Below are 12,415 nucleotides of genomic sequence, written 5' to 3' on the forward strand. Positions count from 1 at the left end.
TTTAATGAATGAGCGTTGGAACTGCGAGACGGAAAACAGGGATCTCGATACGGAACGGCGCGCCGTCGATATCGATCATCTCATAATGACCCTGCATGGTTCCCAGCGGCGTTTCAATGACCGCGCCGCTGGTATATTGATATTCACCGCCGGCGGGAATATGCGGTTGCTCGCCGACCACCCCTTCACCCTGAACTTCAGTCTCACGACCGTGGCCGTTAGTGATGAGCCAGTAGCGGCCAAGCAGCTGAACCTGACTCCGCCCCAGATTGCGAATGGTGACGGTATAAGCGAAGACGTAGCGCTCTTCTTCCGGAGAAGACTGCGATTCGATATAGACGCTTTGCACCTGAACGCAAACACGAGGCGAATTGATCATGGTTAGCTCTCCTTCGATGGCAGATTGTCAGACAGCCAGTTGGCCATCTGGCAGTACTGCGCCACGGAAATATTTTCTGCACGCATGGCCGGGTCGATGCCCAGCTCGGTCAGCACGTCCACGCTGAACAGATTGCCGAGACTGTTGCGGATGGTCTTGCGGCGCTGGTTGAACGCTTCGGTGGTGATGCGGCTCAGCACCCGGATCTCTTTGACCGGATATGGCATCGTGCTGTGCGGCACCAGGCGGACCACCGCGGAATCGACCTTAGGCGGCGGGGTAAACGCGCTCGGCGGCACTTCGAGTACCGGGATCACCTGGCAATAATATTGCGCCATCACGCTTAACCGACCATACGCCTTACTGTTCGGTCCGGCAACCAGACGATTCACCACTTCCTTCTGCAGCATAAAGTGCATATCGGCAATGGCATCAGTATAGCTGAACAGATGGAACATCAGCGGGGTCGAAATATTGTACGGCAGGTTGCCGAAGACGCGCAGCGGCTGACCCATTTTCTCCGCCAGTTCGCCGAAGTTCATGGTCATCGCATCCTGCTGATAGATGGTCAGCTTCGGCCCGAGGAACGGATGCGTTTGCAGGCGGGCCGCCAGATCGCGGTCCAGCTCGATAACGGTCAGCTGGTCAAGGCGTTCACCGACCGGCTCGGTCAGCGCGGCGAGACCGGGGCCGATTTCAACCATCGCCTGGCCTTTCTGCGGATTAATCGCCGAGACGATGCTGTCGATCACAAACTGATCGTTGAGGAAGTTCTGCCCGAAGCGTTTACGGGCTAAATGGCCCTGATGGACTCGATTATTCATTGGGTATTAACAATCATTTTGATGGCGAGATTAAGCGCCGTGATAAAACTGCCGACGTCCGCTGTTCCCTGGCCCGCTAATTCCAGCGCGGTGCCGTGGTCGACGGAGGTACGAATAAAAGGTAAACCGAGCGTAATATTCACGCCGCGGCCAAAGCCCTGGTATTTTAGCACGGGCAGGCCCTGATCGTGGTACATCGCGAGTACCGCATCGGCATGGTCAAGGTATTTGGGCTGAAAAAGGGTGTCAGCCGGCAGCGGACCGCTGAGGTGCATCCCCTTCGCGCGCATCTCTTCCAGCACCGGAATGATGGTGTCTATCTCTTCCGTTCCCATATGACCGCCTTCGCCAGCGTGCGGGTTAAGCCCGCAAACCAGCACATGCGGCTGGGCAATGCCAAATTTCGTGCGCAGGTCGTGATCGAGAATCGTGATGATCTCGCGCAGCAGGTCGGGCGTTATCGCCTCGCTGATGGCTTTCAACGGCAGATGGGTCGTCACCAGCGCCACCCGCAGCTCCTCGGTCGCCAGCATCATCACCACTTTGCTGGCCTGCGCGCGCTCTTCGAAGAACTCGGTATGACCGGTGAAGGCGATGCCGGCGTCGTTGATGTTGCCTTTGTGCACCGGGCCGGTCACTAACGCCGCAAATTCGCCGCTCAGGCAGCCGTCGCAGGCGCGCGCCAGCGTCTCGACTACGTAGGCGCCGTTTTGTACGTTCAGCACGCCGGGCTCCGCCGGGACGCTCAGCGGTACGTTAAGCAGCGTCAGCGTACCGGCACGCTGCGGAACGGGCGGTTGCGCAGCATCATATGGCAGGAGAGATAAAGGAAGACCGAGCCTCTGGGCTCGGTCAGTTAACAGGGCGCCATCGGCGCAGATCACCAGCTCAACTGGCCAGTCGCGCTGGGCAAGCTGCACGACCAGGTCAGGGCCAATCCCGGCGGGTTCGCCGGGAGTGATAACAACTTTACGGGTTTCAGGCATCGATATTAGTTGCTCAGAATTTTAACATACGCACTGGCGCGCTGTTCCTGCATCCAGGTTGCCGCTTCTTCAGAGAATTTGCGGTTCATCAGCATACGGTAAGCACGATCTTTCTGCGCGGCGTCGGTTCTGTCGACCTGACGGCTATCCAGCAGTTCGATCAGATGCCAGCCGAAGGAGGAGTGCACCGGTCCGCTGGTCTGCCCTTTGTTCAGACGCATCAGCGCATCGCGGAACGCCGGGTCGAAGATATCCGGCGTGGCCCAGCCTAAATCACCGCCCTGGTTCGCCGAGCCTGGATCTTCAGAATACGCTTTCGCCGCTTTAGCGAAGGTGGTTTTCCCGCTCTTAATGTCGGCGGCAATCTGCTCCAGCTTAGCCTGAGCCTGCGCATCGTTCATGATTGGCGATGGCTTCAGCAGAATATGACGGGCATGCACTTCGGTGACGGAGATGTTCTGGGTCCCGCCGCGCAGGTCATTCACTTTCAGAATGTGGAAGCCGACGCCGGAACGGATCGGACCGACGATATCCCCTTTCTTCGCGGTGCTTAACGCCTGGGCGAAAATGCCCGGCAGCTCCTGGATACGACCCCAACCCATCTGGCCGCCCTTCAGCGCCTGTTGGTCGGCGGAGTAGGTGATCGCCAGTTTACCGAAGTTGGCGCCGTTGCGCGCTTGCTCAACGATGGAATTCGCTTGCTCCTGAGCCGCGGCGACTTCATCAGAGGTCGGGTTCTCCGGCAGCGGGAGCAGGATGTGGCTCAGGTTAAGCTCGGTGCTGGCGTCGTTCTGGTCGCCGATCTGTTTGGCCAGCGCTTCCACTTCCTGCGGCAGCACGGTGATGCGACGACGCACTTCATTGTTACGCACTTCCGAAATCAGCATCTCTTTACGGATCTGGTTACGGTAGGTGTTGTAGTTGATGCCTTCATAGGCCAGACGGCTGCGCATCTGATCCATGGTCATATTGTTTTGTTTGGCGATGTTGGCGATGGCCTGATCGAGCTGGTCGTCAGAGACCTTCACGCCCATCTTCTGCCCCATCTGTAACACGATCTGGTCCATGATCAGTCTTTCGAGGATCTGATGGCGCAGGGTCGCGTCATCCGGTAGCTGTTGGCCAGCCTGACCAGCATTGAGCTTAACCGATTGCATCAAACCATCGACGTCGCTTTCCAGTACGACGCCATTATTGACGACGGCCGCTACTTTATCGACCACCTGGGGGGCAGCGAAACTGGTATTCGCGATCATGGCGATACCGAGAAGCAGCGTTTTCCAGTTCTTCATACTTTTTCCATTTCGATTAACCGCAAATGCGGATGATGTTGTAAACCAGCCGCATCACAGGGAGCTCTGGTACGGTAAAATGTTCGAACGCAGCATCTGCTGGGTGCCGAGGCCGTAATTAGAGCTCAGACCGCGCAATTCGATATTGATTCCGAAGGTGTTATCGTATTTGCTCTCGCCGCCATTGTTGTTGCTATCCCAACCGTTGACTTTACGTTCGTAGCCAAGACGGATGGCGTAGCAGCAGGAGTTATACTGGACACCCAACATCTGGTTTGCTGCTTTCCGGGTATTGGTATCGTAGTAGTAGGCCCCGACCACGGACCAGCGATCGACGATCGGCCAGCTGGCGGTCATCCCGACCTGCGAAATACCCTCTTTATATTGCGCCGCAGTGGAATATGACGGCAGCGTGGCCTGAATATATTCCGGGCTGGCGTAACGATAGTTAAGCTGGACTAAGCGGTTTTCATCGCGACGGTATTCAATGGTGCCGTTGCCGGTTGCAACGTTATCCAGACGCGTATCATACTGGATCCCGCCGCGCAGACCCCAGTTATCGGCAATGCGCCAGTAGGTGTCGCCGGCCCATACCAGTGAACCCGTGGTGTCGTTGTTCTCCCAGTTGATGTTGTCATCACCGGTGCGTGACTCGGTGAAATAGTAGATTTGACCAACGGAAATGTTAAAACGTTCCACCGCGGCGGCGTCATACACGCGCGAGGTGATACCGGTAGTGACCTGATTGGCCGACGCGATGCGGTCCAGACCGCTATAGGTACGGTCGCGGAACAGGCCGGTGTAGTCCGACTGCAACAGCGTGGAGTCGTAGCTGCCGATTTCACTCTGATCGCGGTACGGCACGTACAGATACTGCATGCGCGGTTCCAGCGTTTGGGTGAATCCCTCCTGCAGGTCGCGCTCAAAGACCATTTTGCCGTCGATTTTAAACTGCGGCATCACGCGGCTAACGGACTCTTTGTAGTCCGTACCGTTGGCGGCGTTGTACTTATCAAGATTGCTCTGCTGGTAGTGGGTCGCCAGCAGCTTGGCTTCGGTATTCAGACTCCCCCAGCCGTTGGACAGCGGCAGGTTGATCGTCGGTTCGAAGTGAACGCGGGTCGCTTCCGGCATGTTGTTGTTCGAGTTAACAAAATGGGCGACCTGGCCGTACAGATGGGTATCGAACGGACCGACATCGTTCTGGTAGTAGTTGATGTCGAGCTGCGGCTCAGCCGAGTAGGAGTTGCTCGACTCCCGATCGAAGACCTGGAACTGCTTGGTTGAGACCGTGGCGTCAAAGTTCTGATTGACATACCCGGCGCTGAATTTCTGCGTCGCATAGCCGTCGGTACTGGAACCATACTTCGAGCTGAAATCGTTGAAGTAGTCAGGATCGCTGACCTTGGTGTAGTCAGCGTTCAGACGCCACACCTGATCGATAACCCCGGAGTGGTTCCAGTAGAACAGCCAGCGGCGGCTGTTGCTGTCGCTGGAGTGGTCGTCTTCGTAGACTTTATCCGACGGCAGGTAGTCAAACTCCGTTAAGCCGCTGCCGAGCTGGGTCAGATAGCGGAATTCGTTTTCCCACATCACGCCGCCGCGCTTGTTCATATAGTGCGGGGTGATAGTGGCATCGAAGTTTGGCGCGATGTTCCAGTAGTACGGCAGGGAGAATTCCACGCCGTTTTTGGTGCTGTATTTCGCGTTCGGGATCAGGAAGCCTGAACGACGCTTATCGCCCACCGGCAGCTGCAGGTAGGGGCTATAGAAAATCGGCACGGAGCCAAGCTTGAAGCGGGCGTTCCAGATCTCGGCAACTTGCTCTTCGCGATCGTGGATGACTTCGCTGCCCACGACGCTCCAGGTGTCGGAGCCCGGCAGACAGGAGGTAAAGCTGCCGTTTTCCAGAATGGTATAGCGGTTTTCGCCGCGCTGTTTCATCAGGTCAGCGGTGCCGCGTCCCTGGCGTCCGACCATTTGATAATCGCCCTGCCAGACGTTGGTATCTTTGGTATTCAGATTCGACCAGGCTTTTGGCCCTTTGAGGATCACCTGGTTATCGTCGTAGTGCACGTTGCCCAGCGCGTCCACCGTGCGCACCGGCTGCGCCTGGCCTGCGGCCTGCTGCTGATGCAGCTGAACTTCGTCGGCGCGGAGGCGGCTATTCCCCTGGTTAATATCGACGTTGCCGGTAAAGACGGCGTTGTCCGGGTAGTTGCCCTTCGCATGATCGGCGTTAATCGTCACCGGCAGATCGCCAGGCCGACCTTCCACGAGCGGACGATCATAGCTTGGCACGCCAAGCATACATTGCGTTGCGAGATCGGCAGCGAGGCCTTGTTGGCTATACAAGGCGCTGGCAATCATCGTAGCCAGGAGGCTGGGAATACGTTTTTTCATACGTTGTATTTATTGTTCCATCATCTTGTGGCAGCGGCTTGCAAACGGTCAGAGCCTAACTTACTCAACTTTATCACGCTAGTGTTAATCCTGCCCGTTTCGAGCCCGAGCGTTAGGCACCCTGTTGAATGACGAGTATGATAAAGCAAATTATAGGCTATGTCCCACAATTGACCGAGGCGCGAGTGCCGGGTAACGTGCGGTCATATTCGTGCTTAACGGCGACAAACAGTTGGGGAGTCTATGCAGTATTTGGGTAAAGTGATTGGCGTGGCAGTGGCTTTGCTGATGGGCGGTGGGTTCTGGGGCGTGGTGCTCGGCTTCCTGGTCGGCCATATGTTTGACCGGGCGCGCAGCCGCCGGTTGAATCTCTTCGCCAATCAGCAGGAGCGTCAGTCGCTCTTCTTTTCCACCACCTTTGAAGTGATGGGGCATCTGACCAAGTCCAAGGGCCGCGTTACCGAAGCGGATATTCACGTCGCCAATGTGCTGATGGATCGCATGAATCTGCACGGCGCTTCGCGCACCGCGGCGCAGCAGGCATTTCGCGACGGCAAGGCCGACAATTATCCGCTGCGCGAGAAGATGCGCCAGCTGCGCAGCGTCTGCTTTGGCCGCTTCGATCTGATTCGGATGTTTCTGGAAATTCAGCTGCAGGCGGCGTTCGCTGACGGCGAACTGCACCCTAACGAACGTGAAGTGCTGTTCGTCATCGCCGATGAGCTTGGCATCTCCCGCGCCCAGTTCGATCAATTCCTGCGAATGATGCAGGGCGGCGCCCAGTTCGGCGGCGGTTCGCAGCAGCAATCTTATGGTCAGCACGGCGGCAACGCCGGCTGGCAGCAGGCGCAGCGCGGTCCAACGCTGGAGGACGCCTGCAACGTGCTGGGGGTGAAACCGACTGACGACGCGGCGACGGTGAAGCGCGCCTATCGTAAGCTGATGAACGAGCACCATCCGGACAAGCTGGTGGCGAAAGGGCTGCCGCCGGAGATGATGGAGATGGCCAAACAGAAAGCCCAGGAGATCCAGAAGGCCTGGGAGCTGATTAAAGAGCAGCGCGGCTTCTGAGTTTTCCAGCCCCTCCCGCCCGGCGAGGGGGTTAGCGTTTGGCCTGTGCGCGGCGATACAGCCGCCGCGGATGGCCGATTTTTCCGTACAGCATCTCCACCTCCAGAAAACCGGTCTCAACGCCGTGTTCAAGATAGCGGCGGGCGGTGGTTTTGCTGAGCCCGGCGGCGCTGACCACCTCATCAACGGAAAAGCAGTGCGCTTCCCGGCCGCTAAACAGACCCTGCACCAGCGCCAGCGTTTTCTCTTCAATCCCTTTGCTGCCACTATCCATACGATAGTTCTTCGCCTGCAATTGATAGAGGGAATCGACGTTCTGCTGATCGACGATTTTCCACTCCCGCTGCTGATCGTAGAACTGGATAAAACGCTCCAGCGACTGGCTCAGCCGCTTCCATGATACCGGCTTAAGAATATAGTCGAAGGCGCCGTTGCGGATGGCCTGGCTGCAGGTTTCCATATCGCTGGCGGCGGTGATAAAGATCACCGAGCATTGGCTGGTCGCCAGCGCCGGGTCGGTCATCAGCGTCACCCCTTTGCCGTCCGGCAAATAGTTATCCAGCAGCACCAGCTGCGGCGGCGTGGCGTGGAGCAACTGACGGGCCTGAGCGAGGGAGGCCGCCATGCCCGCCAGCCGCAGGCGCGGGTGTTTCTGCACAAGCTCGGCGTGCAGGCGCGCCAGCTCGCTCTCATCTTCAATGATTAGCACATCGACCAGGTCATGATGCATCGTGGGCCTCCGGTTGCGGACAGGCGGGCGCGTCGGCCGGGATAAACAGGGTGAAGATCGTTCCCCGCGGCACGTTATCGGCGACTTCGATGGTGCCGCCCGCCTGAGTGACATAATGTTCAATAAGATACAGACCAATGCCGTGATCGCCACGGGTTTTGGTGGTGACGCCGCGTTCAAAAATGCGCTCGCGGATATCGGGGCGGATGCCGACGCCGCGGTCGGCCACTTCGATAATCAGTTCCCGGGCGTTGAGCTGGATCAGGACTTCCACCGGCTCATGCGGAAGCTCGGCGCGCTGCGTGGCTTCGATGGCGTTATCCAGCAGGTTGCCGATGATGGAGATCAGTTCGGATTCCATCAGCGACGGCAGCGGACGGTCAATGCGGCAGGCCGGGTCGAAGCTCAGCGCCACGCCTTTTTCGCGGGCGCGAGTGGCTTTGCCGAGCAGCAGACCGCACAGCGTCGGCGAGTGGAAGTGCGAGGAGATAAAGTCCAGTAACTCCTGAGCATGCTCCGACTGGGCCTGAATATAGCGGATCGCTTCGTCATAATGGCCCATATGCAGCAGGCCGGAGAGGGTGGTCATCCGGTTGAGCTGCTCGTGGCGCATGATGCGAAGATTGTCGACATAGCGCTTCACCTGGCTCAGCTGGGCGGTGAGGGCATTGATTTCATTGCGGTCACGGAAGGTAATCACCCAGCCCTGCAGGGTATTCTCCAGCATAATGCGCACCCGACTGGCGAGCACGGTCAACTGGTTGAAGCGGCACAGTTCATCATGGGTGTCGCGCTCAAGCATGTCGCCGCTGGCGAAAAAGGGCTGCGGGGAAATCACGCTGTCGATGGACTGGCCGCGCAGCTGACGGGCGGGCTGGCTGAGTCCCAGCAGGCTGCGGGCGGCATGGTTAATCACCTCAATGCGCCGCTGGCGATCGATGACGATCACCCCCTCAAAGATCGACTCCATCATCGCCTTTTGCTGGCGCACCAGCAGGCCTATCTCCCGCGGCTCGAGCGAAAAAATCTGTTTCTTGATGCTGCGGGTAAAGTACCAGGAGAAGATAAACAGGGCGGTGAGCAGCAGGACGGCGGCGATAAAAATATTGATCACTTTGCTCAGGGTAATGCTGTCGAGATAGCTGGTGAGGTAGCCGACGGAGACAATGCCGATCACCCGCCCCGCGCCATCGACGATGGGCGTTTTACTGCGCAGCGAGACGCCAAGGCCGCCTTTGCGAATGGTGGTAATGGACTTTCCCTCCAGTACCGCCTGGTTGTCGCCGCCGACCAGCCGCGTGCCGACCCACTCTGGATGGACGGAATGAAACAGATGCATCCCCTGGCGGTCGCCGATGACGATAAAGCTGGCGTCGCTATGGGCGGCGATTTGCTGCATAAACGCCTGAATCGCCTGTGGGTCATGCCGGCTGACCTGCTGACGTAAATTTGGCATCAGGGCTATCTCTTCGGCCTGAATTTTGGCCCTGGCGCTCATTTCCTGATAAAGCTGGCGGCTGGCGTCAAAGTAATAATAAATACCCAGCGCGATAAACAGGACTGAGAAAAAAGCGACCAGCGAAATAAACAGCTTATATTGAAAAGATAATTTCATAGGTCCCGGACGACGTATTCACCATACCGGCACTCTATCATTTTTCTGTCACGTGACGTAAATGTTAAGGGAAAGTTGTGATCAGCGGCGCAGGCGCGGGCTACCGCCAGTGGTCGCGGCGGAAATAACGCGTGGCGGGAAATAAAAACCATAAAAACCACGATAATAAATCAGAGATATATCACCCCTGCGCGGATCAGCGAATAGAAACCATAAAAACCATAGTGACCATTAAAACTTCTTTTTTAATTCGGGGAGCTTCACATTAACGACGCCGCTGTCCCTTTACGCTGAAAATGAATAATAACGACAGGGCTGAATTTATGAGCACCACAGACAACGCATTCTCTGCAACCCTTGAACCGATCAATACGCCGAAAACCACGCTCAGGCAGCGCTGGTGGCACATCATGGATAACTGGAAGGTAGGGATCGTCCCGCTGCCGCTGTTTCTGCTGGCCGGGGGGCTGATCGCTCTCGACTGCCTTGGCGGTAAACTGCCGAGCGATATCGTGGTGATGGTGGCTACACTGGCTTTCTTTGGCTTCGCCTGCGGCGAGTTTGGCAAACGTCTGCCGGTGCTGGGAAAACTCGGCGCGGCGGCGATCTGCGCCACTTTTATTCCTTCCGCGCTGGTCCATTACGGCCTGCTGCCGGACGTGGTCGTTGAATCCACCACCAAATTCTATAAATCCACCAACATCCTCTATCTCTATATCTGCTGCATTATCGTCGGCAGCATCATGAGTATGAACCGCACCACCCTGATTCAGGGCTTCCTGAAGATCTTCTTCCCAATGCTGTGCGGCGAGGTGGTCGGCATGCTGGTGGGCATCGGCGTCGGCACGCTCTTGGGCATGGAGCCGTTCCAGGTGTTCTTCTTTATCGTGCTGCCGATCATGGCCGGCGGCGTAGGAGAAGGGGCGATCCCGCTATCGATGGGTTACGCCGCGCTAATGCATATGGAGCAGGGAGTGGCCCTGGGCCGGGTGTTGCCGATGGTGATGCTCGGCAGCCTGACGGCGATCGTCATCTCCGGCTGCCTCAACCAGCTCGGCAAGCGCTTCCCGCATCTGACCGGCGAAGGGCAGCTGATGCCGAACCGCAGCCATGAAACTCGCAGCCTCGGCGAGAGCGAAGGCGTGAGCGGCAAAACCGACGTCGGGACGCTGGCCTCCGGCGCGCTGCTGGCGGTGCTGCTGTATATGATGGGGATGCTCGGCCACAAACTGATTGGTCTGCCGGCGCCGGTGGGCATGCTGTTTCTCGCGGTGCTGTTAAAGCTGGCTAATGTGGTTTCTCCGCGCCTGCAGGAGGGATCGCAGATGGTGTATAAATTCTTCCGCACCGCGGTCACCTACCCGATCCTCTTTGCCGTCGGCGTGGCGATCACCCCGTGGCAGGAGCTGGTGAACGCCTTCACCTTCACCAACCTGCTGGTGATCGTCAGCACCGTCTCCGCGCTGGTGGCGACCGGTTTCCTGGTCGGTAAAAAGATAGGGATGCACCCGATCGATGTGGCGATTGTCTCCTGTTGCCAGAGCGGGCAGGGCGGCACCGGCGATGTGGCGATCCTGACCGCTGGCAACCGCATGAGCCTGATGCCGTTCGCGCAGATCGCTACCCGGATTGGCGGGGCGATAAATGTCTCGCTGGGGTTGCTGTTCCTCAGCCACTATCTGGCGTGATATAACGCTACGCTCAGCGATAAGCCTGCTATTTTCCGCTACAGAACGCCGAAAATATCTGCGTTCTGTATCCTAAATGCTCCGCATTTAGCGTTACAATCAGCGCGCGATCGGCTATCGCAACCATCATCATGACAGTCCAGGCGCTGTCGCATTTATCATATGTAGGAGAGGAATTAATGTCAGTGGATACTCCCGCCCAGGCGGGCGTCAGCATCGACGCATTGCTGGCGGCGAAAGAGCAGCGTGCAGCCCGCCAGGCCGACTGGTTGGCCCATTATCAGCAGCCTGTTATTTCCCTGACCCTGGTGACCCCCGGGGCGGTGAAGGACAGCATTCGCTATCGCAACATGATGGGCGTAGCCCTCCAGGCCTGCGATCAACTGCTGTGGAAGCACCGCTGGCAAACGCTGGATCGTCAGGTGCTGTGGCTGCCGACCGGGCCTGAAGCGCTGTGGTGCGTGGCGCACCCGGCCAGCGAAATCAAAGCGATGTGCAGTACGCTGGAGCAGAGCCATCCGCTGGGACGCTTGTGGGATATCGATGTGATCTGTCCGCAGAGCGGCCAGGTGGGACGCCAGTCGCTGGGCGAGTCGCAGCGCCGCTGCCTGCTGTGCGATGAGCCGGCGCACGCCTGCGCGCGCAGTCGTCGTCACGACACCGATCTCGTCGTTGCCCGCGTTGAGCAGATGATTGACGCGTGGTTTGCCCGCGATTAACGGGTCAGTATTCCCCGGCGGCAAAGCGCTGCCGGGGAGGTCCTAAAAGTCGATCGGCGCGCGGAAGGTCATCGCGTTGCCGTAGGCGGGGTGGGTAATGGTGAGCGTCTCAGCGTGCAGCAGCAGGCGCGGGGCCATCGCCAGCGCCTCAGGCGTGGCGTAAAAGCGGTCGCCAAGGATCGGATGCCCCAGCGCCAGCATATGCACGCGCAGCTGGTGCGACCGTCCGGTAATCGGCTTCAGGCGCACGCGGGCGGTGTTATCTTCCGCGTACTCCAGCACCTCATACTCGGTCTGCGCCGCTTTGCCGGTTTCATAACACACCTTCTGCTTTGGCCGGTTCGGCCAGTCGCAAATCAGCGGTAAATCCACCAGGCCCTCCGCCGGCTGCGGATGGCCCCAGACGCGGGCGATGTACTGCTTCTTCGGCTCGCGCTCGCGGAACTGACGCTTCAGTTCGCGTTCCGCCGCCTTATTCAGCGCCACCACAATCACGCCGCTGGTGGCCATATCAAGGCGATGCACCGATTCGGCCTGCGGGAAGTCGCGCTGAATGCGCGTCATCACGCTGTCTTTATGTTCATCAAGACGACCCGGCACGGACAACAAGCCGCTCGGCTTGTTGACCACCATGATGTGCTCATCCTGATACAGGATCACCAGCCAGGGATCCTGCGGCGGATTGTAGTTTTCCATCGCCATTTTGCG

11 protein-coding genes are annotated in these 12,415 nt (G+C 58.1%); 3 read left to right on the forward strand and 8 right to left on the reverse strand.

The window, feature by feature from the left end; genetic code table 11:
* Position 1: 1 nt before the first annotated feature.
* From apaG to lptD, 5 genes are read right to left on the reverse strand one after another with little or no spacing between them, the layout of a single operon-like run.
* Positions 2-379, reverse strand: a complete 378-nt coding sequence (gene apaG, locus ACOI6Z_RS21185) for a Co2+/Mg2+ efflux protein ApaG (protein WP_004204274.1) — start codon at positions 377-379, stop codon at positions 2-4.
* Between the two features lie 2 nt (positions 380-381).
* A complete protein-coding gene (gene rsmA / locus ACOI6Z_RS21190) occupies positions 382-1,203 on the reverse strand; it encodes a 16S rRNA (adenine(1518)-N(6)/adenine(1519)-N(6))-dimethyltransferase RsmA (RefSeq protein ID WP_023291950.1) in 822 nt (273 codons plus the stop codon).
* Positions 1,200-2,189: a 4-hydroxythreonine-4-phosphate dehydrogenase PdxA gene (pdxA, locus tag ACOI6Z_RS21195; protein WP_023291951.1), complete on the reverse strand. Its 990-nt coding sequence runs from the start codon at positions 2,187-2,189 to the stop codon at positions 1,200-1,202. The genes rsmA and pdxA overlap by 4 nt, the downstream gene beginning before the upstream one ends.
* Positions 2,190-2,194: 5 nt before the next feature.
* Positions 2,195-3,481, reverse strand: a complete 1,287-nt coding sequence (gene surA / locus ACOI6Z_RS21200) for a peptidylprolyl isomerase SurA (RefSeq protein ID WP_049015411.1) — start codon at positions 3,479-3,481, stop codon at positions 2,195-2,197.
* A gap of 54 nt (positions 3,482-3,535) precedes the next feature.
* Positions 3,536-5,884, reverse strand: a complete 2,349-nt coding sequence (gene lptD, locus ACOI6Z_RS21205; protein ID WP_032429098.1) for an LPS assembly protein LptD — start codon at positions 5,882-5,884, stop codon at positions 3,536-3,538.
* 243 nt (positions 5,885-6,127) lie between these two features.
* Here lptD and djlA point away from each other — a divergent pair, with 243 nt between their 5' ends.
* Complete coding sequence (djlA, locus tag ACOI6Z_RS21210) at positions 6,128-6,955, forward strand: co-chaperone DjlA (RefSeq protein ID WP_008807470.1); 828 nt, start codon at positions 6,128-6,130, stop codon at positions 6,953-6,955.
* 31 nt (positions 6,956-6,986) lie between these two features.
* On the opposite strand, the gene ACOI6Z_RS21215 is transcribed toward djlA, so the two are convergent.
* Both ACOI6Z_RS21215 and ACOI6Z_RS21220 read right to left on the reverse strand, forming a co-directional pair.
* Entirely contained in the window at positions 6,987-7,685 is a 699-nt protein-coding gene (locus tag ACOI6Z_RS21215; RefSeq protein WP_023291954.1) for a response regulator, read from the reverse strand.
* The gene (locus tag ACOI6Z_RS21220; RefSeq protein ID WP_065813187.1) at positions 7,675-9,300 is read right to left on the reverse strand and encodes an ATP-binding protein; all 1,626 of its coding nucleotides are present in this window, start codon (positions 9,298-9,300) and stop codon (positions 7,675-7,677) included. Before ACOI6Z_RS21220 ends, ACOI6Z_RS21215 begins: the two co-directional genes overlap by 11 nt.
* Before the next feature lie 323 nt (positions 9,301-9,623).
* Between ACOI6Z_RS21220 and ACOI6Z_RS21225 the strand changes: the two genes are divergently transcribed.
* Both ACOI6Z_RS21225 and citX read left to right on the forward strand, forming a co-directional pair.
* Positions 9,624-10,988, forward strand: a complete 1,365-nt coding sequence (locus tag ACOI6Z_RS21225; RefSeq protein WP_023291956.1) for a 2-hydroxycarboxylate transporter family protein — start codon at positions 9,624-9,626, stop codon at positions 10,986-10,988.
* Between the two features lie 179 nt (positions 10,989-11,167).
* A complete protein-coding gene (gene citX, locus ACOI6Z_RS21230; protein WP_004204286.1) occupies positions 11,168-11,707 on the forward strand; it encodes a citrate lyase holo-[acyl-carrier protein] synthase in 540 nt (179 codons plus the stop codon).
* Between the two features lie 42 nt (positions 11,708-11,749).
* Here citX and rluA read toward each other — a convergent pair whose 3' ends face one another.
* A complete protein-coding gene (rluA, locus tag ACOI6Z_RS21235) occupies positions 11,750-12,409 on the reverse strand; it encodes a bifunctional tRNA pseudouridine(32) synthase/23S rRNA pseudouridine(746) synthase RluA (RefSeq protein WP_023291957.1) in 660 nt (219 codons plus the stop codon).
* Between the last annotated feature and the right edge of the window lie 6 nt (positions 12,410-12,415).

It is taken from the genome of Klebsiella sp. C239, from assembly GCF_048822715.1.
GTDB classification, from domain to species: Bacteria; Pseudomonadota; Gammaproteobacteria; order Enterobacterales; family Enterobacteriaceae; genus Klebsiella; species Klebsiella quasipneumoniae.

Excerpts from the sequence above, each read along its gene's own strand:
- rluA (WP_023291957.1), bottom strand. The coding sequence starts at position 12,409 with ATGGCGATGGAAAACTACAATCCGCCGCAGGATCCCTGGCTGGTGATC.
- ACOI6Z_RS21225 (WP_023291956.1), top strand. The coding sequence starts at position 9,624 with ATGAGCACCACAGACAACGCATTCTCTGCAACCCTTGAACCGATCAAT.
- ACOI6Z_RS21220 (WP_065813187.1), bottom strand. The coding sequence starts at position 9,300 with ATGAAATTATCTTTTCAATATAAGCTGTTTATTTCGCTGGTCGCTTTT.
- rsmA (WP_023291950.1), bottom strand. The coding sequence starts at position 1,203 with ATGAATAATCGAGTCCATCAGGGCCATTTAGCCCGTAAACGCTTCGGG.
- apaG (WP_004204274.1), bottom strand. The coding sequence starts at position 379 with ATGATCAATTCGCCTCGTGTTTGCGTTCAGGTGCAAAGCGTCTATATC.
- lptD (WP_032429098.1), bottom strand. The coding sequence starts at position 5,884 with ATGAAAAAACGTATTCCCAGCCTCCTGGCTACGATGATTGCCAGCGCC.
- pdxA (WP_023291951.1), bottom strand. The coding sequence starts at position 2,189 with ATGCCTGAAACCCGTAAAGTTGTTATCACTCCCGGCGAACCCGCCGGG.
- djlA (WP_008807470.1), top strand. The coding sequence starts at position 6,128 with ATGCAGTATTTGGGTAAAGTGATTGGCGTGGCAGTGGCTTTGCTGATG.
- citX (WP_004204286.1), top strand. The coding sequence starts at position 11,168 with ATGTCAGTGGATACTCCCGCCCAGGCGGGCGTCAGCATCGACGCATTG.
- surA (WP_049015411.1), bottom strand. The coding sequence starts at position 3,481 with ATGAAGAACTGGAAAACGCTGCTTCTCGGTATCGCCATGATCGCGAAT.
- ACOI6Z_RS21215 (WP_023291954.1), bottom strand. The coding sequence starts at position 7,685 with ATGCATCATGACCTGGTCGATGTGCTAATCATTGAAGATGAGAGCGAG.